The organism is Staphylococcus sp. FSL W8-0304, from assembly GCF_038006565.1.
In the GTDB taxonomy this organism is placed as follows: Bacteria; Bacillota; Bacilli; order Staphylococcales; family Staphylococcaceae; genus Staphylococcus; species Staphylococcus epidermidis.
The window spans coordinates 2,267,808-2,289,093 of record NZ_JBBOVL010000001.1 but is presented as its reverse complement, the minus strand read 5'-3'; the positions used below and the strand labels follow the sequence as shown (position 1 = coordinate 2,289,093).

Annotated in this window: 19 protein-coding genes and 1 riboswitch; of the genes, 9 read left to right on the top strand and 10 right to left on the bottom strand. The window is 31.4% G+C overall.

Annotated elements, in window-relative coordinates:
• Positions 1–201 precede the first annotated feature (201 nt).
• From NST35_RS10890 to NST35_RS10870, 5 genes are all read left to right on the top strand, one after another.
• Complete coding sequence (locus NST35_RS10890) at positions 202–1,278, top strand: branched-chain amino acid aminotransferase (protein ID WP_002486095.1); 1,077 nt, start codon at positions 202–204, stop codon at positions 1,276–1,278.
• Positions 1,279–1,549: 271 nt separating this feature from the next.
• Positions 1,550–2,266, top strand: a complete 717-nt coding sequence (locus NST35_RS10885) for an IspD/TarI family cytidylyltransferase (protein ID WP_002445744.1) — start codon at positions 1,550–1,552, stop codon at positions 2,264–2,266.
• Complete coding sequence (locus NST35_RS10880; protein WP_002445745.1) at positions 2,259–3,290, top strand: alcohol dehydrogenase catalytic domain-containing protein; 1,032 nt, start codon at positions 2,259–2,261, stop codon at positions 3,288–3,290. Before NST35_RS10885 ends, NST35_RS10880 begins: the two co-directional genes overlap by 8 nt.
• Positions 3,291–3,306: 16 nt before the next feature.
• Positions 3,307–5,001 carry a CDP-glycerol glycerophosphotransferase family protein gene (locus NST35_RS10875; protein ID WP_002445746.1) on the top strand — a complete coding sequence of 565 codons (1,695 nt, stop codon included), beginning with the start codon at positions 3,307–3,309 and terminating at the stop codon, positions 4,999–5,001.
• Between the two features lie 368 nt (positions 5,002–5,369).
• Complete coding sequence (locus tag NST35_RS10870; protein WP_002438704.1) at positions 5,370–6,065, top strand: HAD family hydrolase; 696 nt, start codon at positions 5,370–5,372, stop codon at positions 6,063–6,065.
• 89 nt (positions 6,066–6,154) lie between these two features.
• Here the strand turns inward: NST35_RS10870 and NST35_RS10865 are convergent, their stop codons facing one another.
• The 4 genes from NST35_RS10865 to NST35_RS10850 form a co-directional block, all read right to left on the bottom strand.
• Positions 6,155–7,459, bottom strand: a complete 1,305-nt coding sequence (locus NST35_RS10865; protein WP_002438706.1) for an NtaA/DmoA family FMN-dependent monooxygenase — start codon at positions 7,457–7,459, stop codon at positions 6,155–6,157.
• Between the two features lie 48 nt (positions 7,460–7,507).
• The gene (locus tag NST35_RS10860; RefSeq protein ID WP_002456017.1) at positions 7,508–8,260 is read right to left on the bottom strand and encodes a 3-oxoacyl-ACP reductase; all 753 of its coding nucleotides are present in this window, start codon (positions 8,258–8,260) and stop codon (positions 7,508–7,510) included.
• 101 nt (positions 8,261–8,361) lie between these two features.
• A riboswitch (TPP riboswitch) is annotated at positions 8,362–8,461 on the bottom strand.
• A 154-nt stretch (positions 8,462–8,615) separates the two neighbouring features.
• Positions 8,616–9,278 (bottom strand): deoxynucleoside kinase, encoded by a 663-nt coding sequence (locus tag NST35_RS10855; protein ID WP_002438709.1) that lies wholly within the window; start codon positions 9,276–9,278, stop codon positions 8,616–8,618.
• Complete coding sequence (locus NST35_RS10850; RefSeq protein WP_002456016.1) at positions 9,271–9,888, bottom strand: deoxynucleoside kinase; 618 nt, start codon at positions 9,886–9,888, stop codon at positions 9,271–9,273. Before NST35_RS10850 ends, NST35_RS10855 begins: the two co-directional genes overlap by 8 nt.
• 66 nt (positions 9,889–9,954) lie before the next feature.
• On the opposite strand from NST35_RS10850, the gene tadA reads away from it, so the two are divergent.
• The 4 genes from tadA to sdrG all read left to right on the top strand — a co-directional run bounded on the left by tadA (position 9,955) and on the right by sdrG (position 15,317).
• On the top strand, positions 9,955–10,461 hold the full coding sequence (tadA, locus tag NST35_RS10845; protein ID WP_340747307.1) for a tRNA adenosine(34) deaminase TadA: 507 nt from the start codon (positions 9,955–9,957) through the stop codon (positions 10,459–10,461).
• Positions 10,462–10,628: 167 nt separating this feature from the next.
• Entirely contained in the window at positions 10,629–11,507 is an 879-nt protein-coding gene (locus tag NST35_RS10840) for a Cof-type HAD-IIB family hydrolase (RefSeq protein WP_002438712.1), read from the top strand.
• A gap of 4 nt (positions 11,508–11,511) precedes the next feature.
• Positions 11,512–12,078 carry an NADPH-dependent FMN reductase gene (locus tag NST35_RS10835; RefSeq protein ID WP_002438713.1) on the top strand — a complete coding sequence of 189 codons (567 nt, stop codon included), beginning with the start codon at positions 11,512–11,514 and terminating at the stop codon, positions 12,076–12,078.
• Between the two features lie 482 nt (positions 12,079–12,560).
• A complete protein-coding gene (gene sdrG, locus NST35_RS10830) occupies positions 12,561–15,317 on the top strand; it encodes an MSCRAMM family adhesin SdrG (protein ID WP_071813250.1) in 2,757 nt (918 codons plus the stop codon).
• A 364-nt stretch (positions 15,318–15,681) separates the two neighbouring features.
• On the opposite strand, the gene NST35_RS10825 is transcribed toward sdrG, so the two are convergent.
• The 6 genes from NST35_RS10825 to bshB2 all read right to left on the bottom strand — a co-directional run bounded on the left by NST35_RS10825 (position 15,682) and on the right by bshB2 (position 21,276).
• Positions 15,682–17,184 carry a glycosyltransferase gene (locus tag NST35_RS10825; protein WP_002456013.1) on the bottom strand — a complete coding sequence of 501 codons (1,503 nt, stop codon included), beginning with the start codon at positions 17,182–17,184 and terminating at the stop codon, positions 15,682–15,684.
• A gap of 370 nt (positions 17,185–17,554) precedes the next feature.
• Positions 17,555–17,953: an arsenate reductase (thioredoxin) gene (gene arsC / locus NST35_RS10820; RefSeq protein ID WP_002445750.1), complete on the bottom strand. Its 399-nt coding sequence runs from the start codon at positions 17,951–17,953 to the stop codon at positions 17,555–17,557.
• Between the two features lie 15 nt (positions 17,954–17,968).
• Positions 17,969–19,261 (bottom strand): arsenite efflux transporter membrane subunit ArsB, encoded by a 1,293-nt coding sequence (gene arsB, locus NST35_RS10815; protein WP_002445751.1) that lies wholly within the window; start codon positions 19,259–19,261, stop codon positions 17,969–17,971.
• The gene (locus NST35_RS10810; protein ID WP_002445752.1) at positions 19,258–19,575 is read right to left on the bottom strand and encodes an ArsR/SmtB family transcription factor; all 318 of its coding nucleotides are present in this window, start codon (positions 19,573–19,575) and stop codon (positions 19,258–19,260) included. Before NST35_RS10810 ends, arsB begins: the two co-directional genes overlap by 4 nt.
• A gap of 143 nt (positions 19,576–19,718) precedes the next feature.
• Positions 19,719–20,597, bottom strand: coding sequence for a GTP cyclohydrolase FolE2 (folE2, locus tag NST35_RS10805; RefSeq protein ID WP_002445753.1), 879 nt, complete (start codon positions 20,595–20,597; stop codon positions 19,719–19,721).
• 13 nt (positions 20,598–20,610) lie between these two features.
• Complete coding sequence (gene bshB2 / locus NST35_RS10800) at positions 20,611–21,276, bottom strand: bacillithiol biosynthesis deacetylase BshB2 (protein ID WP_002445754.1); 666 nt, start codon at positions 21,274–21,276, stop codon at positions 20,611–20,613.
• Positions 21,277–21,286: the final 10 nt, after the last annotated feature.

Genomic DNA, 21,286 nt, shown 5'->3' with positions numbered 1-21,286 from the left:
ACACAAATTTAATTACGGAAAAAATAGGTGATGATAATAACATAACTTGTAACTTAATAAAGGTAGTGTTTTACTTATACTGTATACATAATAAAATTAATATCTATTTTGAATATTTAGAAAATTCATTGAATAGTAGAATCACGATTGATATAATTTAGTGTATCTATTTAATTGGAATTATATTAGGAGGCAACAGTCATGTCAGAAAAAGTAAAATTCGAAAAAAGAGAGTCTTTAAAAGAAAAACCTGATACAGCAAACTTAGGATTTGGACAATATTTCACAGACTATATGTTAAGTGTTGATTATGACGCTGATCAAGGATGGCATGATATGAAGATTGTGCCGTACGCACCATTTGAAATTTCACCAGCAGCGCAAGGGTTACATTATGGTCAGGCAGTTTTTGAAGGCCTTAAAGCCTATAAACATAATGGCGAAGTTGTATTATTCCGTCCAGATCAAAACTTTAAACGTATTAATAATTCTTTAGCACGTTTAGAAATGCCAGAAGTTGATGAAGAAGCATTATTAGAAGGGTTGAAGCAGCTTGTCGACGTTGAACGAGATTGGGTACCTGAAGGCGAAGGTCAATCGTTATATATTCGTCCTTTTGTATTTGCTACTGAAGGTATTTTGGGTGTACGTTCTTCACATCAATATAAATTACTAATTATTTTATCTCCGTCAGGGGCTTATTATGGTGGTGACACATTAAAGTCAACTAAAATTTATGTCGAAGATGAATATGTACGTGCAGTACGCGGAGGTGTAGGTTTCGCTAAAGTTGCAGGTAACTATGCGGCCAGCTTACTTGCACAAACAAACGCTAATAAATTAGGTTATGACCAAGTATTATGGCTTGATGGTGTTGAACAAAAATATGTTGAAGAAGTTGGTAGTATGAATATTTTCTTCGTAGAAAATGGCAAAGTAGTTACGCCAGCATTAAACGGTAGTATCTTGCCTGGTATTACTAGAAAGTCAATTATTCAATTAGCTGAAGATTTAGGTTATGAAGTTGAAGAGAGAAGAGTTTCTATAGAAGAGCTGTTTAACGCATATGATAAAGGTGAACTTACAGAAGTATTTGGTTCAGGTACAGCAGCTGTTATCTCTCCTGTAGGTACACTTCGCTATGAAGATAGAGAAATTGTTATTAATAACAATGAACCTGGTAAAATCACTCAAAAATTATATGACACATATACTGGTATTCAAAGTGGCAAATTGGAAGATAAATACGGATGGAGAGTAGAAGTTCCTAAGTATTAACAATAGAGTTTTCAATTATTTATTAAATATCATCTATAGTATATTTATTATTTGGCAGATTGATTTTTTAAATTTCGATCTGCTTTTTTAAAATCCGTTTATATAAAAATATTTTTTAATTAATTAATCACTTCATATTTTTGTTGTGTGTGGTAAAATACAATTGATATAAAATGAATATAAATCAATTAAATTTAGACAGAGAAACTTTTTTAACGTATGTTTTTTCTGTCTTTTTTTATTTACACAACTAAGAATAAGGAGAGATAAAATGATTTATGCGGGTATATTAGCAGGTGGTATTGGTTCTAGAATGGGAAATGTTCCATTACCCAAACAATTTTTATTATTACAAGGAAAACCTATTATTATTCATACAGTAGAAAAATTTTTAATGTATAAGGACTTTGATGAAATCATTATTGCCACGCCTCAAAAGTGGATCAATTATATGCACGATTTGCTAAACAATTATCGATTAGACGATAAGAAAATAAAAGTAATACAAGGCGGCGACGACAGAAATCACACTATAATGAATATTATAGAAAGCATTGAGCAACATAAAAAATTAAATGATGAAGATATCATCGTTACCCATGATGCAGTTAGACCATTTCTAACAAATCGAATTATTAGAGAGAATGTGGAATATGCTAGTCAATATGGCGCTGTAGATACGGTTGTTAATGCTGTTGATACTATCATTTCTTCAAATGATGCACAATTTATTTCTGAGATTCCAATTAGAAGTGAGATGTATCAAGGACAGACGCCTCAAACTTTTAAAATAAAAGAGTTAAAGGATAGCTATTTATCGTTAACTCAATCTCAAAAGGAAATATTAACTGACGCGTGTAAAATACTCGTAGAATTGGGTAAGCCAGTAAAATTAGTCAAAGGAGAGTTATTTAACATAAAAATTACAACACCATATGATTTAAAAGTTGCGAATTCAATTATTACTGGAGCTGTTGATAATGATTAATCAAGTATATCAATTAGTAAGTCCAAGACAATTTGAAGCAACATTTAAAACTATTGATTTACATAATCATAATAGCAAAGTTATTGTTCGACCCTTATATTTGTCAATTTGTGCAGCCGATTTGAGATATTATTGTGGAAATAGAGATAGCAAAATTTTATCTAAGAAATTACCTATGTCATTGATTCATGAAAGTGTAGGTGAAATTGTATACGACTCTGAACATCGACTAAAAAATGGAACTAAAGTTGTTATGATTCCCAATACACCGTCTAAATCGCATAATATCATTGCAGAAAATTATTTAACTTCTAGTCATTTTAAGTCAAGTGGTTATGATGGTTTTATGCAAGATTATATAGTCATGAAACCTGATAGAGTAGTCACTTTACCACAAGAAATTGATTTGAGTGTAGCGTCGTATACTGAATTAGTTACAGTTAGTGTTCATGCAATAGATCGTTTTAAAGCAAAAGCAATACCACAATTTGAATCATTGGGGATATGGGGGGACGGTAATTTAGGATATATCACTGCAGTTTTACTAAAAAAACTATATCCTACTACTAAAATTATAGTTTTTGGAAAAACATTATATAAATTAAGCCGTTTTTCATTTGTAGATGAAATCATTCAAATTGACAATATTCCTCAACATATCAAAATTGATCATGCATTTGAATGTGTGGGTGGTAAAGGAAGTCAGCAGGCTATTGAACAAATTATCAATATTATTAATCCTGAAGGGAGTATCGCTTTATTAGGAGTGAGCGAACTGTCTATACAAGTGAATACAAGAATGGTTTTAGAAAAAGGTTTAACTATAATTGGTAGTAGCAGAAGTGGTTTAAAGGATTTTGAAAAAACTATTGAATTGTATCGTAAATATCCTGAAGTTCTTAATCAATTAGCATTACTTAAAGGTAAAGAATTTGAAATAAATACCATAGAAGACCTCATTACAGCGTTCGAATATGATATTTCTAACGCATGGGGAAAAACAGTTTTAAAGTGGAATATTTAAAGAAAAGGAAACAACTATGACAAAGCAAAATATATTTATAGATGACATTTATTGGGAACGTGTCCAACTCTACGTCAAAGGACATTTTGAAGGAGTAAAACCTACAAGAAATTTCCTTCTCAGAAACCTAACAGAAACAAAGCTGTTAAATGCTAATCGTGTTAATATTCAAGGATCAACTTTTGAGGCAAGATTTAATATTGCTATTTTAGAAAAAGGCAATTTTTTAAGTACAGGTAATTATATATTAATCAACCGACAAGAAGATGAATACGTCTGCCAAATTAATCCAAAATTTTTGAATGATAAAAAAAAGCAAATGACTTTAGAGGAGTTAAGAGATTACAACTCACTTGAGACCCAATCGTTACAAAAAAGTTATTTATTAAAAAATTATGGTAAGAGTTTTCAAAGGTATAATAACAAAGAGATTAAATCTTACGTCATTGTTCCAGCAATTTCCCAAGAAATTAATGAGTTTATTTTTAAAGTTCAATATAAATCTGAAATAAATAAAATAAGTAAACTTAAGCATTTATCATTCATATTACATAAAGCTTTGAGGAAAATTAGTTTCAATGTAAGAGATAAAATCTATTTGTCGATATTTAACATTTCCAAAACAGTATATAAGAATAATAAAAATCATGTTTTGTTTACATCAGATTCTAGAGCAAATATGTCAGGAAATTTTAAATTTATATACGAAGAAATGCTTAAACAACAATTGGACAAAAAACTTGTCATTCATTCCATTTTTAAACCTAATATAGCAAATAGGAGATCGTTTATTGATAAATTAAAATTCCCATATTTTTTAGGAAAATCTAAATATATTTTGGTTGATGATTATCATCCGATGATATATAAACTTCAATTTAGAGAAAACCAAGAAATAGTTCAAGTATGGCATGCCGTGGGTGCTTTCAAGACTGTAGGATTTAGTAGAACTGGGAAAAAGGGAGGACCTTTCATAGATTCTATTGGCCATAGGAATTATAGTAAAGCTTATGTTTCGTCAAATAATGATATTCTTTACTATGCTGAAGCTTTTGGAATTGAAGAACATAAGGTTATTCCAACAGGTGTTCCACGTACGGATGTTTTGTTCGATGAATCTTATAAAACACGCATTAAACAAAGTTTAGAAACAAAATTACCAATTATAAAAAATAAAAAAGTCATTCTTTTTGCACCTACATTTAGAGGAAGTGGGCATCGCACAGCACACTATCCTTTCTTTAAAATTAATTTTGCAAGATTAGCTAGTTATTGTGAAGAACACCAAGCTACTGTTTTGTTTAAAATGCATCCTTTTGTTAGAAATAAATTAAATATCCCAGCAATTTATAATAAATATTTTTTAGATATTTCAAATTACCGCGAAGTAAATGATGTATTGTTCATTACGGATATTTTAATCTCTGATTATTCTTCTTTAATCTATGAATTTTCAGTTTTTAAAAAACCAATGCTTTTTTATGCTTTTGATTTGGAAGATTATATTTACACGAGAGATTTTTATGAACCTTATGAAACCTTTGTTCCTGGTAAAATAGTGAAAACTTTTGATGAACTTATTTTAGCGTTAGAAAATAATGATTTTGAATTTGAAAAGGTAAAGCCGTTTTTAAATAAGAATTTTAAATATAAAGATGGTAAATCGAGTGAACGATTAGTTAAAGATTTATTTAACAAATTTTTTCAGTAAAAGAATTTAAAGGTTCTAATTTATGCTAATTGTAACAATAGATAAATAACAAGTTAGAAAATTTATATCATAGTGAAACAACTCTAAATCTAGTCATGTCTAGTAAATTTTCAAAGTATAGTTAAGTCATTTTGTTTTTAGCAAGTTCTAGATTAGTGATGTACAAAACGTATTATGAATAGAGTCTTTTAAAGTATGTATTAATTAATAAAAGTACCTAAAGAAAATAGCCATTTTTAATTTTGAACCCAATTTTAGTTTTTATACTTAAATAAAGTTCAGTTTCCTATAATTGTCATGTAATCTATAATACAATAGTTTATGTAACTATAATTAATATAAAAATCATTTTCAGGAGAGAATTAAAATTGGAATGGATATTATTTGATAAAGATGGTACATTGATTGAGTTTGACAGTAGTTGGGAAAAAATTGGCGTACGTCTCGTTGATCAACTTTTAGAAACCTTTCCAGTACATGATAAGGAAGCGGCACATCGCCAATTAGGCATTATCGATAAAAAAATTAAGCCAGATTCTGTTATGGGATCGGGTTCATTAGGTGAAATTATAGAGTCTTTTAATGGTGTAACAGGTAAAGAAACATCAGATTGGACAAAGGATACGAGTCAGGAACTCATTGATTCAAGAGTGCCTGAAAACAATTGGATTGATGGTGTACAAGAAACTATTCAAGCTCTTAGAAATGAAGGATATCACATAGGTATAGTAACAAGTGATACTAAAAAAGGAGTCGATCAATTTCTGGAGGAAACGCAAACTAGAAATCTCTTTGATTTAGTAATTTCTACAGAAACACACGCAGAAGAAAAGCCACATCCTAAAGTTTTAGATCCACTATTTAATGCTTTTGATGTTAAACCAGAAAAGGTAGCAATAGTAGGAGATACGGCCAACGATATGAAAACCGCGATTAATGCTCATTTAGGATTAGCTATCGGTGTGCTAACAGGCGTGGCTAAAAAAGAGGAACTCTACGACGCAGATGTCATCATTAATAGTGCAAAAGATGTTAAACAAGTTATAGAGCAATACGGAAAATAAAGTTTTTAAATTGAGTAAGACGTAGATGTGTGAGTCGATTCGCACGTCTACGTCCTTTTTCTTTTAATAATACATAAAAAACATCGGTTTTATGAGTCGAGATTTAATAATGTACGTAGTGTAGATTGATTATAAGAATTTTTAAATAAAGCACGACGTTGTAGTTCTGGTATAATGTATTTTAAAAAATCTTCAAGGCTATGGGGTAATGAAGGTGGCATCAGATTAAAGCCGTCTGCAACGCCTTCATTAAACCACTGCTCCATCTCATCCACTATCTCCTCAGGTGTACCTATAAGAGTAAGATGACCACCACCGGCACTTAAGTAACCTAATAATTCTCTTACAGTCGGTTGTTTATCTTTTATAATGGCTAAAACTGTTTCATATCGACCAATCGGACCTTTGAAATTTTTAGCAGGAGGTAAGGGAGGAACTGGTTCATCTAATTCCCAATCTGAACAATCTTGTTGAACAAAAAAACTGAGTTGCTTTAAAGCATCTTCAATGGGTAATTTTTGATCAAGTTCTGCTTTTTTTGATAATGCTTTTTCATGGGTTTCACCTACATAAGTTACTAAACCAGGGAAAATTTTAATTTTTCTATCTGGATGTTGAGTTTTAGAAATAGCATCAGACAATTTCTTTTTATAACTACGTGCTTGCTTGATATCCCATGAAACAGAGTAAACAGCATCAGCATATTTTGCTGCTAATGCAATACCTTCTTTTGACGCACCGGCTTGCATAGATACTGGTTTACCTTGAGGACTTTGTGGTGTTGTATGTGGTCCTCGTACTTGAAAATAGTCTCCCTCATGATAAAAAGGTTTAATATCTTTAGACTCAATAATTTTGTTGTTGTTTTTATCTGGTACATAAGATGCAGTTGACCAAGAAGTGAATAGCTGATTCATTACCGATGCAAATTCATCTGCTTTTTTGTAGCGCTCATGTCTTTCTGGTAAGTATTGAAGACTGTGATTTTGGGCTTCAATATCTGTCATGGATGTGACTAAATTCCAACCCACACGGCCATGAGATAAGTAGTCTAGACTTAATAATTGACGAGAAGCGGTGAATGGATTTGAAAATGTACTCGATATTGTTGGCACTAATCCTATATGTGATGTAACTTGTGCAATAGCTGATAAGTTAATTATAGGATCAAACCAAAAAGCGGGCATAGTAGTATTATCACTTGCATTAAAGGCTTGATTATCTGCAAAAAAGACGATATCCAAAAGACCTTTTTCAGCTATTTGAGCTAAATGCTGATAATAAGATATGTTGCCGATATCCTCAATATTAGAATCTTTCATACGCCATGCCGCTTGATGATGACCACATCCATACAGTAACACACCTATGTTAAGAAAGTGATTATTTGTCATATGAACACCTCATTAATTATTATCTTTTTGTAAAAAATACACAAACAATTAGTTCATTGTTAAACCACCGTCAACGGTAATATTTTGACCTGTTACGCCACGTGCTTCATCTGAAGCGAGATATACGACCATATTGGCTACATCTTGAGGTGATGTTACTTTTCTAAGAGGTGTAGTTTGAGCAATTAAATCAAATACTTCAGGTGTAGTGACTGCACTTGCATCAGTCGTTTTGAGTAATCCTCCAGAAACAACATTTGCTGTAATACCATATTGTCCAAGTTCTGCAGCAATATTACGAGTAAAGCCAATGAGACCTGCCTTTGCTGTTGTATACTCATGATAAGGTACGACTGGATTTTGATACAAATTGGTTCCAATACTAACAATGCATCCACTTTGTTGTTCTATAAATTGTGGTATGACGCTTTGAGTCACATTAAATGCTCCTTTTAAAGTACCATTAAGTTGTTGTTGATAATCTTCCCAAGTTAAATCTTTAAACGATTTTTGCTGATTTGGATCAAATTTAAAACCAACAAGTGCATTATTAATGACTATATCTATTTTTCCAAAATGTTGTGTGGCAGTTTGAATCATTCGATTCACATCGTTTCTGTCTGTCACATCAGCTTGAATAGCTATAGCCCTACTTTGATTATAATTTCTAATTAATTTTTCAGCTTTATCCTTATTTTGTTTGTAATTAACAACAACATTGTAGCCTTTTTCTAGTAAAGTTATTGCAATTTTAGCGCCTAATCCACGACTACTTCCCGTGATAATTGCAGTTTTTTTCATCTTTATGCCCCCAATAATTTTTATTTGTATAAGAAAAAATGCACAACCTTCATGAGAAAAGTTGTGCATCCAAATCAATATATAAAGACAGAATGATAATTAGATGAGATTCAACACTTTCCTCCGCTAGTATAAGCTAGTTCAGGTTCAAAGGGTTTGGATGATATCCATCTCAGTTAAAAAACACCCCTAGTGCATATAATTCAGTTATAGTATAAACATAGAATTTTTATAAAATATTGTCAACATTCTTAATAATAGCTATATCTGTTATTTTAATATTTGAGTAAAAGGTATATGAAATAACTTGTGAAAGTATATAAATATAAGCTCTAATTTTCTACAATTAGATATATTATCTTGTATCCACTTGTCGGTATGCTTTAATAACTTGAGCAATTTTATCAATGACTGAATCAAGGGAGTCTACGTCTTCGTGTATGTCATATTCATTAATATTAAGTCGAACAACAGGACATGCATTAAAATTGTTAATCCAATTTTCATACCGTTTAAATAGTTTTTTCCAATATTCTGGATCTGTATTGATTTCCATGTCACGTCCCCGCTGTTGAATACGATCAATTACTTCATCATAATCACATTCTAGATAAATCAGAACATCAGGCTTTGGAAAATAAGGTGTCATAACCATTGCATTAAATAATTCGTAATACGTGTGGTAGTCGTCAGCACTCATTGTTCCTTGTTCTTCGTGCATTTTTGCAAAAATATCCACATCTTCATAAATTGAACGATCTTGAACGAATCCGCCACCATACTCAAACATGCGTTTTTGTTCCTTAAAACGTTCAGCAAGAAAGTAAATTTGAAGATGAAAGCTCCAACGTTCAAAATTATGATAAAATTTATCTAAATAAGGATTATGGTCTACATTCTCAAAGGAAGTTTTAAAATTTAACTTGTCAGCAAGTGCTTGTGTTAACGTAGATTTACCAACCCCTACAGTGCCAGCAATGGTTATTACTGCATTTTGAGGAATACCATAATTATTCATCTTTATTTTCTCCAATCATAGGTTTTACTAAATTTAAAATATTTTGGTAATCGTAATCATTTTTAACGAAATCTTGTTGAGATGTATCAATTCGAATGACATTTGCACCGTCATTCTTTAATGATTCATAATAAGCAAGATAATCTTTTTTTAAAGTAAGTAAATAGTCATCTTCTATTTGAGATTCAAAGCTACGATTACGTTGTGCAATTCTAGATTTTAATACATCTAAATCAGCATCTAAAAAGATAATTGTATTTGGCATTTCGATATCTTCAGTTAAAATATCAAAAATACGACTGAATTTATCAAATTCTTTAGCATCTAAAGTATTTTTAGCAAAAATTTTATTTTTATGAATATGATAATCGCTAACTATACCTTGATTTAGCGACTCAATATCTCTAATCTGTTTATATCTGTTACATAAAAAGAACATTTCAGTTTGAAAACTCCACTTTTCTATATCATCATAAAAATCAGATAGAAATGGATTTTCATCAACAATTTCTTTCTCTTCATAAAAACCAAACGTCTTGCTTAATCGGTGAGCAAGAGAGGATTTACCAACACCTATAGGTCCTTCGATTGCAATAAATGGTTTATTCATAATCACTTCTCCAAATGTTAAGATAGACAATGAGTATTGTACCATAAGTGAGGTATTCCAACACATATGAAAAAAAATCATGATTACATGCGCTTAGCAATTAATGAAGCACACAAAGCCAAAGCATTAGGAGAAGTTCCAATCGGAGCAGTTATTGTTAAAGAGGATCAAGTCATTGCACGTGCACATAATTTAAGGGAAACATTGCAGCAACCTACTGCCCATGCAGAGCACATAGCGATAGAACGGACGTCAGAAGTTGTCGGCAGTTGGAGATTAGAAGAATGTACGTTGTATGTTACATTAGAGCCCTGTGTCATGTGTGCGGGCACTATTATTATGAGCCGTATTCCAAAGGTTGTGTATGGTGCTACTGATCCCAAAGGAGGATGTTCAGGAAGTCTTATGAATTTATTAGAACAACCGCAGTTTAATCATAGGGCAATCGTAGAAAAAGGAATTTTAGAAGAAGAGTGTGCAGAACTATTGAGAAGTTTTTTTAAGGAAATACGTGAAAAGAAAAAAGCAGAAAAACAGGGGAAGATACAAAAGGATATAAATTTGTTAAAATGATGTCGTACATAAATAAACGTATTTTTGAAGTCCAGTAAATCGTTAAAGATTGTGTGATAACATATAACAATGATGAAGTTAAGACACATGCTACACACATTAATTTTAAATCAATTAAAAAAATTCATATAGCATCACTTTAAAATAAGTGGAAACGAGGTCAACTAATGATAAAGCTAATAGCAACTGATATGGATGGAACATTACTTAACGCTGGTCATGAAATCACCACTATGAATCAAGAAGCGATAAAATTTGCGCAAGCGAACGGCATTACAGTAGTTATTGCAACTGGTAGAGCATTTTATGAGGCACAAACACCTGTTGCTGAAACAGACTTAAAAGTACCTTACATATGTTTGAATGGTGCAGAAGTTCGTGATGAATCATTTAATATAATGAGTACATCGCATCTTAATCATGATTTAGTACACAAAATTACTACAGCACTTAAAAATAATCATATTTATTATCAAATTTACACAAACCGTGGCATATATACAGAAGATCCTAAACGTGATTTAGCAATCTATATAGATATTGCAGAACGTGCGGGTCAAAAAGCAGATGTAGACAAGATACGAAATAATATACAAAAACGCATAGATAACGGTACTTTAAAAGTTGTAGATAATTATGATTCAATTGAAGATATTCCTGGAGAACTTATTATGAAGGTGTTAGCTTTTGATGCAGATTTAAGTAAAATCGACCAAGTAGGTCAAGCGTTAGCATCATCACCAAATTTAGCAGTATCTTCATCATCAAGAGGTAATCTAGAAATCACTCATTCAAACGCTCAAAAAGGCATTGCCTTATCAGCTATTGCTCATCAATTGGGTATAGATTTAACAGATGTGATAGCAATAGGAGATAATTTAAATGATATTTCAATGCTAGAACGTGTAGGTTATCCAGTAGCAATGAATAATGCTACAGACGAAGTTAAACATATTGCTAAATATGTCACAGACACCAATGAAAATAGTGGAGTTGGAAAAGCAATCATGAAAATATTAAAAGAAGAAAATAATTTAGAGGTGTAAAATAATGAAAGGTTTAATTATTATAGGGAGTGCTCAAGTAGGGTCTCATACGAACGCTTTATCAAAATATTTAAAAGGTCAACTCGGCGAACATGATGTTGAGGTGGAAATCTTTGACCTAGCTGAGAAACCCATTCATCAATTGGATTTTGCTGGTACAACACAAGCAGTTGATGAAATTAAAAACAATGTCAAATCTTTACAGAGTAAAGCAATGGAAGCAGATTTCTTAATTTTAGGAACGCCAAATTATCATGGATCGTTTTCAGGTATTCTTAAAAATGCACTTGACCACCTTAATATGGACCATTTCAAAATGAAACCCGTGGGACTCATTTGCAATAGTGGAGGAATAGTAAGTTCTGAGCCATTATCACACTTAAGAGTCATCGTACGTAGTTTACTTGGTATTGCTGTACCAACGCAAATTGCTACACATGACTCTGATTATGCTAAATTAGAAGATGGTACCTTATACTTAGAAGATAATGAATTTCAACTACGTGCAAAATTGTTTGTTGATCAAATTGTATCCTTCGTAACAAATAGTCCATATGAACACTTAAAATAATCATATTTTATGATTTGTTTTTATCAAGCAATATCATTAAATTAGCTCCCTTTGATGTTTTTAGTAAACATTAAAGGGAGTCTTTATATTTATTGCCTTAATAAAACATATACATGATTTTTGAGATTTAACTTTAAAATATTCCATAAAACACTGTGACAGAGATGTGCATAATACTAATATGAAACACCGCGGTTATTTATATTTTTATCATTCGAAATAGTTTGGTGACAATTTTTTTGATGAATATAGTAATAATTTCAACTATTTATGTTATTAGAATTTTAAGAAATGTAGAGCGAATTAATTAACTGTTTATTAAATGTTTGTTAACATATTTAAAAAATATTGCAAAAAAGACTTATATACTATATTGTATTTTACTCTAGAAACGATTTTTACTTGAAAATTACATTGAAATAGTCAAAGATAAGGAGTTTTTATGATTAAAAAAAAATAATTTACTAACTAAAAAGAAACCTATAGCAAATAAATCCAATAAATATGCAATTAGAAAATTCACAGTAGGTACAGCGTCTATTGTAATAGGTGCAACATTATTGTTTGGTTTAGGTCATAATGAGGCCAAAGCTGAGGAGAATACAGTACAAGACGTTAAAGATTCGAATATGGATGATGAATTATCAGATAGCAATGATCAGTCCAGTAATGAAGAAAAGAATGATGTAATCAATAATAGTCAGTCAATAAACACCGATGATGATAACCAAATAAAAAAAGAAGAAACGAATAGCAACGATGCCATAGAAAATCGCTCTAAAGATATAACACAGTCAACAACAAATGTAGATGAAAACGAAGCAACATTTTTACAAAAGACCCCTCAAGATAATACTCAGCTTAAAGAAGAAGTGGTAAAAGAACCCTCATCAGTCGAATCCTCAAATTCATCAATGGATACTGCCCAACAACCATCTCATACAACAATAAATAGTGAAGCATCTATTCAAACAAGTGATAATGAAGAAAATTCCCGCGTATCAGATTTTGCTAACTCTAAAATAATAGAGAGTAACACTGAATCCAATAAAGAAGAGAATACTATAGAGCAACCTAACAAAGTAAGAGAAGATTCAATAACAAGTCAACCGTCTAGCTATAAAAATATAGATGAAAAAATTTCAAATCAAGATGAGTTATTAAATTTACCAATAAATGAATATGAAAATAAGGTTAGACCGTTATCTACAACATCTGCCCAACCATCGAGTAAGCGTGTAACCGTAAATCAATTAGCGGCAGAACAAGGTTCGAATGTTAATCATTTAATTAAAGTTACTGATCAAAGTATTACTGAAGGATATGATGATAGTGATGGTATTATTAAAGCACATGATGCTGAAAACTTAATCTATGATGTAACTTTTGAAGTAGATGATAAGGTGAAATCTGGTGATACGATGACAGTGAATATAGATAAGAATACAGTTCCATCAGATTTAACCGATAGTTTTGCAATACCAAAAATAAAAGATAATTCTGGAGAAATCATCGCTACAGGTACTTATGACAACACAAATAAACAAATTACCTACACTTTTACAGATTATGTAGATAAATATGAAAATATTAAAGCGCACCTTAAATTAACATCATACATTGATAAATCAAAGGTTCCAAATAATAACACTAAGTTAGATGTAGAATATAAGACGGCCCTTTCATCAGTAAATAAAACAATTACGGTTGAATATCAAAAACCTAACGAAAATCGGACTGCTAACCTTCAAAGTATGTTCACAAACATAGATACGAAAAACCATACAGTTGAGCAAACGATTTATATTAACCCTCTTCGTTATTCAGCCAAAGAAACAAATGTAAATATTTCAGGGAATGGCGATGAAGGTTCAACAATTATCGACGATAGTACAATCATTAAAGTTTATAAGGTTGGAGATAATCAAAATTTACCAGATAGTAACAGAATTTATGATTACAGTGAATATGAAGATGTCACAAATGATGATTATGCCCAATTAGGAAATAATAATGACGTGAATATTAATTTTGGTAATATAGATTCACCATATATTATTAAAGTTATTAGTAAATATGACCCTAATAAGGACGATTACACGACGATACAGCAAACTGTGACAATGCAAACGACTATAAATGAGTATACTGGTGAGTTTAGAACAGCATCCTATGATAATACAATTGCTTTCTCTACAAGTTCAGGTCAAGGACAAGGTGACTTGCCTCCTGAAAAAACTTATAAAATCGGAGATTACGTATGGGAAGATGTAGATAAAGATGGTATTCAAAATACAAATGATAATGAAAAACCGCTTAGTAATGTATTGGTAACTTTGACGTATCCTGATGGAACTTCAAAATCAGTCAGAACAGATGAAGAGGGGAAATATCAATTTGATGGGTTAAAAAACGGATTGACTTATAAAATTACATTCGAAACACCGGAAGGATATACGCCGACGCTTAAACATTCAGGAACAAATCCTGCACTAGACTCAGAAGGCAATTCTGTATGGGTAACTATTAACGGACAAGACGATATGACTATTGATAGCGGATTTTATCAAACACCTAAATATAGCTTAGGGAACTATGTATGGTATGACACTAATAAAGATGGTATTCAAGGTGATGATGAAAAAGGAATCTCTGGAGTAAAAGTGACGTTAAAAGATGAAAACGGAAATATCATTAGTACAACAACAACTGATGAAAATGGAAAGTATCAATTTGATAATTTAAATAGTGGTAATTATATTGTTCATTTTGATAAACCTTCAGGTATGACTCAAACAACAACAGATTCTGGTGATGATGACGAACAGGATGCTGATGGGGAAGAAGTCCATGTAACAATTACTGATCATGATGACTTTAGTATAGATAACGGATACTATGATGACGACTCAGATTCAGATAGTGATTCAGACTCAGATAGCGACGACTCAGACTCCGATAGCGATTCCGACTCAGACAGCGACTCAGATTCCGATAGTGATTCAGATTCAGACAGTGACTCAGACTCAGATAGTGATTCAGATTCAGACAGCGATTCCGACTCAGACAGTGACTCAGGATTAGACAATAGCTCAGATAAGAATACAAAAGATAAATTACCGGATACAGGAGCTAATGAAGATCATGATTCTAAAGGCACATTACTTGGAGCTTTATTTGCAGGTTTAGGAGCGTTATTATTAGGGAAGCGTCGCAAAAATAGAAAAAATAAAAATTAAATTATTCAAATGAAATTAGTGAAAGAAGCAGATACGACATTTGAATAGAAAGTATATTTAGTCCAACAAATATAAGGTGTTGATTAAAACTATAATATAACTTTCACGTTTATCATATCTTGTGAAAAAGACGATGCAAACAAGGTCATTTTTATTAAAAATGACTGAAATGTATAATTTTTAGAGCAACAGATGTAACTCACAATCTGACAGTGATTTAATAGAGGAACCGTGAATTTTAAATGAATTCATGGTTCCTTTTTATCGAATGAATAAAAATTTTTTTATGTAATACAAAAAAATACTATGAAACCATTTAATGATAAATGACTTCATAGCAAAATTTGATTTTTGTTTTTATGCTTTAGTTAAAATGTTGAAGTAAATTTTTCCACAGTAACATGATTTGTGTTTGAGAATACTTTTGTGCAGTTTCAATACAATGGTGAGAAAAAGATTGTTGAAGTTGGGGGTTGTTGAGCAATAATTTTACTTTTTCAAATAGCATGTGTTGATTATTCTTTTCTATTAAATATCCATTCTTACCGTCCTGTATCAATTCACCTGGACCATATTGAATATCATAACTGATAGAAGGCACACCATGTGATTCACATTCTAATAATGCTAAGGAAAAGCCTTCCATATTACTTGTTATTAAATTTAGATATGCATCTTGATATTCATCAGTTAAATCTTTTAAAAAACCTCTTAATATTACGTGTTTTTCTAGTCCTAATTCTTGAATGCGTTCTTTTAAATGTTGTTCTTCTTTACCAAAACCATACATATGTAGTTCGATATTTGGAAACGTATCTTTAAGCCTATTAATAAGTTCAATTTGTTGTATCAATTGCTTTTCAGGTGAGTATCTTGCGACAGAAATAATTTTTTTAGGTGAAACATAGTTATTTTTATTAGAGTCATCGTTCATTTCAAAAGATGAATAACCAACTGGAATAGCATATACTGGAATGACTCCTCTGATTCTCTCAATTACGTCAGCTTTTTGTTGTTGTGTTGAAACAATGATGGCTTTATACCTTTGTAAATGTTCAAAAACCCCTTTATAAACATTTTTGATTGGTGAATGCGTTAAATCAGTAACATCTTTAACATGAGTGCTATGTAACACTGCAATAACAGGGATGTAAGATGCAACTATGTTAAATATATGTGATGTAACGAGGTTACGATCGCTAAAGAATAAGTCACTACTTTGATATATTGTTTCAATAAAAAAAGCACCTAGCTCAGTTTCATTGTTTAAAAAGTGCGTTTTACCTAAATGATTTAATATAATCTTTTTTGCCACATAGGGATGATTTGAATTAATATCATAATACTTTTCAATTTTCACGTTTCCTTGAGGAGAAAGATAGTACTCTGCTTGTATTTTTTGGTCCGTTGATAAAACTCTAACGCAACTTAAAAATCCACGTGTATCGTATAACTCTCTTTTTATTTTTCTTCTAGATGTATCAAAGTAATTAATATAATCAATTTTTTGATAAGCTTCATCAGCAAAATGCGCATACATTATAAATTGTTGTTGATCATAAATCCGAACGTCATTTGTCTCAGAAACAGGTTTTATAGTATAGCCACATTCATTTCTCCAGTAATGAATCCAATTTTTACTGAACACTGATGTTACGTTACTTGCTTCTTGAAAATAATCATACATGTTTATATAATCTTCGCTATTAATATATTGCGATGCTGTTTGAGTTAAATAGCGATTCCATGCTAGTAATAAGATTTTAGCTTGATAATGATATGCTTTAAATAGGTTTAATCGATTAATCATTGCTTTTTCTATACCAGCAGTTTTATGACCGATGTTATTACCTACAAAATAGTACATAATTTACCTCATATAGTTAAGTTTATTTTACAAACATTGTAACATAATAAAAACTTATAATATTAATAAAACTAATAAACATTTAAAAATAATTTATACGAAAATACATACTACTAACTATATTTACCTCTTTATAATCAAAAAATTTAAAATAACGAGTCACTTACAAACGAGCTTATAATAAAATTTATTGTGTGTGAATACAACTATTGTGATAGCACCCACAATAAACGATTTTAGTTGTTTATCATGATTACTCCACTTAGTATATTTCTGTTATTGTAGTTTCACTCATCAGTATGATAGCGAAGTATGTTGTTAAATTTGTTGAAAAGTATAAATAATAGTGAGTTTTAAGTTTTGAGTTAAGTTACACTCTATGAGCAAATGTTTCGATCGCTGCTTTAATCTCATCTCTTACACGTTGAAATTCTGACCAATCTTTACCAGCAGGATCATCAAATCCCCAATGTTCTTTAGTGACGTTTTTAGGTAAAACTGGACAGTTTGCATCTGCATCACTACACAATGTGACAACTATATCAGACGCTATTAAAATGTCATTGTTTATCAGGTCAGAAGTGTGATGTGAAATATCAATACCGACTTCTTTCATAGCTTTTATAGCATGCGGATTAACACCATGTGTTTCAATGCCAGCAGAATATACATTCCATTTATCACCTAATATTAATTTTCCAAAACCTTCAGCCATTTGACTGCGACAAGAATTACCAGTACAAATAAAATAAATAGTTTTCTTTTGCATAAAAAATCTCCTAATTTAAAAGATAATAAGTGTTAGGTAAAGACCTAACAAAGTAAAGAATAATACAGGTATAGTAATTACAATACCCGTTTTAAAGTAAGTACCCCAAGAAATTTTAACTCCTTTTTGAACTAAAACATGTAACCATAATAATGTAGCAAGAGATCCAATGGGTGTGATTTTTGGTCCTAAATCTGCTCCAATCACATTGGCATAAATCATTCCTTCTTTTATAGAACTTATAGCATGCGATTGATCGATGGCTATCGCATCAATAAGTACGGTAGGCATATTATTCATAATTGCTGAAAGAAATGCGGATACAAATCCCATGCCCATAATACTGCTAAAAAGTCCGTGCTGAGCTATTGATGATAAAATATCTGCTAAAATCAATGTCATCCCTACATTCTTTAAGCCAAAAATAACAAGATACATACCGATAGAAAATATCACGATATTCCACGGAGCCCCTTTGATCACTTGTTTCGTATGCACTACATTAGACTGACGCGCTAATAATATAAAAATCACAGCTATAGCTCCAGTGATAAATGATACAGGTATATGTATGAACTCACTCACTAAGTAACCTATAAGTAATAAAGCTAAAATAATCCATGAAATTTTAAATAATCGTGTGTCTCGTATAGCATCTTTAGGTTCAGAAATACTTGATATATCAAAAGTTTTAGGGATGGATTTTCTAAAGTAAAACCATAAAACTAAGATACTAGCTAATAGAGAAAATAAATTAGGTATAAACATACGCATTAAATATTCAACAAATTTAATACCAAAGTAATCTGCTGATACAATGTTAACTAAATTACTTACAACAAGTGGCAATGAGGTGGAATCTGCGATAAACCCACAAGCTATAATAAAAGGAAATACTAACTTATTATTGAAACCTAAATTTCTTATCATTGCTAAAACAATAGGCGTCAAAATTAAGGCTGCACCATCATTAGCAAAGAATGCTGCAATAAGCGCCCCTAATATCATGATATATATAAACATCTTTAATCCATGTCCATTAGATGCCTTAACCATATGAATAGCTGACCATTCAAAGAATCCTATCTCATCAAGAATCAATGATATAAGAATGACTGAGACAAAAGTTAGTGTAGCATTCCAAACAATTCCGATTACTTCTAATATATCTGTAAAATTTACTACACCCGTAATAATAACTAAAAGCGCCCCAATGATTGCTGAAATACCTATGTCTAACCCTTTAGGTTGCCAAATGATTAAGGTTAAAGTGATGAAAAATATTACAATTGCTAATACAGTAGTCATGAAATTTCACCTTTCTTTATAGTATGACAAATACATTGGTTATGAGTTGAATGAAGTAAATTTAATTGATTTGTCACTTGTTCAAATAAGCGGTGATTAAGTTCGTATATTTGTTTATTGCCAACTTTGTTTGCAAACACTAATTTGCAATCAACAAGTAACTTCATATGGTGGCTTAGTGTTGGTTGTGAAAAGTTAAAATGTATAAGTAAATCACACGCACACAATTCACCACAAGATAATAAATCTAAAATTTCTAATCTGCTAGGATTCGCAATGACTTTTAATATGTTAGATAATTGAATATATGACATAACATGGCCTCCTATAACATAACATAGATTATCATCTATATAGATAAACGTCTATGCTATATTGGCATTTTAGTTAAAAAAACATGCCAGTTGTATCTTATAAAATAAAAATACAACTGGCATTGTAATTGAAAATCGATATTTTATTTGCGATATTTCAGACGTGCGAAAGCATCATGCTGGTGGATAGACTCTTCATTACGACATTCAATATCGAACCCTTCAATCCAATCAAATTCAACTAAGTCTGCTGCAATTAGTCGAATTAAATCTTCAACAAATCGTGGGTTTTCATAAGCACGTTCTGTTACTCGTTTTTCATCAGGACGTTTTAAGATTGGATATAAGATAGAACTAGCGTTGGCTTCCATAGCGTCTAAAATTTTATTTTTATAATCATCGATGACGTCATTATTTTTATCTAAATATGCTTTAACTGTAACGATACCACGTTGATTATGTGCAGAATATTCACTAATTTCTTTTGAGCAAGGACATAGTGTTGTTACTTTGGCTTGAATAGTTAATTCTTTACGTGTAACGGTATGATTTTCAATAGCTAAACCATAAGTAACATCTGCATGACCTACAGCTTTAATATGTGTAACAGGACTATAACGATCAAAGAACCATTTACCTGACACATCAACACCTGCAGCATTTTGATTCATCTTATCTTGTAGCGTACGCAACAATTGATGTAGTGTGTTAAATTCAAGTTCAATGCCATTATCATAATGTTTTTCAACGCTTTCTAATATGCGACTCATATTAATGCCTTTTTCATTTTTATTTAAACTCGTTGAAAAACTAAATAAACCAGCTGTTTGATACTGATCAATTAAAACTGGATAAGTTAAATTTTTAATGCCTACTTCCTCTATTTCAAATAAGAAATTTTTGTGAGTGCTTTGTAAATCGGTCATTTCATTTTTAGTAGTTGGTTTCGTACCTTTGACAGGGTCAACAGAACCGAAATGTTTCCAACGACCCTCTCTAGTGGATAAGTCAAATTCTGTCATGTTTTACCTCCATTTAAGATTCAAAGTGATATGTCCAAAATGGCTCTATTTTTAAGAAACTTTGTGCTTGACCATCTATTTCGGGACTAGCAAGTTGTTTTAAAAATGGTCCTGTTTGTGAAGCATGCGCTTCGAAAGCTTTGAGTTTTATATCACTATATTGCGATATGTCATTTTGAATATCAGGTTCTCCAAGAATTTCCGGTGCATCATTGCTAAACGCTACAAGTGTAAGACGTGGGCGATCTGATACATGCATGCGCCCAACTGTACGTACTACAGCTTCTGCAGTTGCTTCGTGATCAGGGTGGACTGCAAATTTAGGATAGAACGAAATAATTAATGATGGATTTGTTTCGTCAATAAGTGATTGAATCATTTGATCCATTTGATCGTAAGGTTCAAATTCAACAGTTTTATCTCTTAACCCCATTTTCCTTAAATCTGTAATCCCAATTGCTTTGCATGCTTCTTCTAACTCACGTTCACGTATAAGTGGTAAAGATTCTCTTGTTGCAAAAGGAGGGTTACCTAGATTACGTCCCATTTGTCCTAGGGTGAGACATGCATATGTGACAGGAATACCTTTTTCAATGTAACTTGCGATAGTTCCAGCAGACGAAAAGGTTTCATCATCAGGATGAGGGAAAATCACAAGTACGTGTCTTTCATCAGTCATGATTAGCAAC

Excerpts from the sequence above, each read along its gene's own strand:
- NST35_RS10890 (WP_002486095.1), top strand. The coding sequence starts at position 202 with ATGTCAGAAAAAGTAAAATTCGAAAAAAGAGAGTCTTTAAAAGAAAAA.
- NST35_RS10885 (WP_002445744.1), top strand. The coding sequence starts at position 1,550 with ATGATTTATGCGGGTATATTAGCAGGTGGTATTGGTTCTAGAATGGGA.
- NST35_RS10880 (WP_002445745.1), top strand. The coding sequence starts at position 2,259 with ATGATTAATCAAGTATATCAATTAGTAAGTCCAAGACAATTTGAAGCA.
- NST35_RS10875 (WP_002445746.1), top strand. The coding sequence starts at position 3,307 with ATGACAAAGCAAAATATATTTATAGATGACATTTATTGGGAACGTGTC.
- NST35_RS10865 (WP_002438706.1), bottom strand. The coding sequence starts at position 7,459 with ATGACAAATAATCACTTTCTTAACATAGGTGTGTTACTGTATGGATGT.
- NST35_RS10860 (WP_002456017.1), bottom strand. The coding sequence starts at position 8,260 with ATGAAAAAAACTGCAATTATCACGGGAAGTAGTCGTGGATTAGGCGCT.
- NST35_RS10855 (WP_002438709.1), bottom strand. The coding sequence starts at position 9,278 with ATGAATAATTATGGTATTCCTCAAAATGCAGTAATAACCATTGCTGGC.
- NST35_RS10850 (WP_002456016.1), bottom strand. The coding sequence starts at position 9,888 with ATGAATAAACCATTTATTGCAATCGAAGGACCTATAGGTGTTGGTAAA.
- tadA (WP_340747307.1), top strand. The coding sequence starts at position 9,955 with ATGAAAAAAAATCATGATTACATGCGCTTAGCAATTAATGAAGCACAC.
- NST35_RS10840 (WP_002438712.1), top strand. The coding sequence starts at position 10,629 with ATGATAAAGCTAATAGCAACTGATATGGATGGAACATTACTTAACGCT.
- NST35_RS10835 (WP_002438713.1), top strand. The coding sequence starts at position 11,512 with ATGAAAGGTTTAATTATTATAGGGAGTGCTCAAGTAGGGTCTCATACG.
- NST35_RS10825 (WP_002456013.1), bottom strand. The coding sequence starts at position 17,184 with ATGTACTATTTTGTAGGTAATAACATCGGTCATAAAACTGCTGGTATA.
- arsC (WP_002445750.1), bottom strand. The coding sequence starts at position 17,953 with ATGCAAAAGAAAACTATTTATTTTATTTGTACTGGTAATTCTTGTCGC.
- arsB (WP_002445751.1), bottom strand. The coding sequence starts at position 19,261 with ATGACTACTGTATTAGCAATTGTAATATTTTTCATCACTTTAACCTTA.
- NST35_RS10810 (WP_002445752.1), bottom strand. The coding sequence starts at position 19,575 with ATGTCATATATTCAATTATCTAACATATTAAAAGTCATTGCGAATCCT.
- folE2 (WP_002445753.1), bottom strand. The coding sequence starts at position 20,597 with ATGACAGAATTTGACTTATCCACTAGAGAGGGTCGTTGGAAACATTTC.
- bshB2 (WP_002445754.1), bottom strand. The coding sequence starts at position 21,276 with ATGACTGATGAAAGACACGTACTTGTGATTTTCCCTCATCCTGATGAT.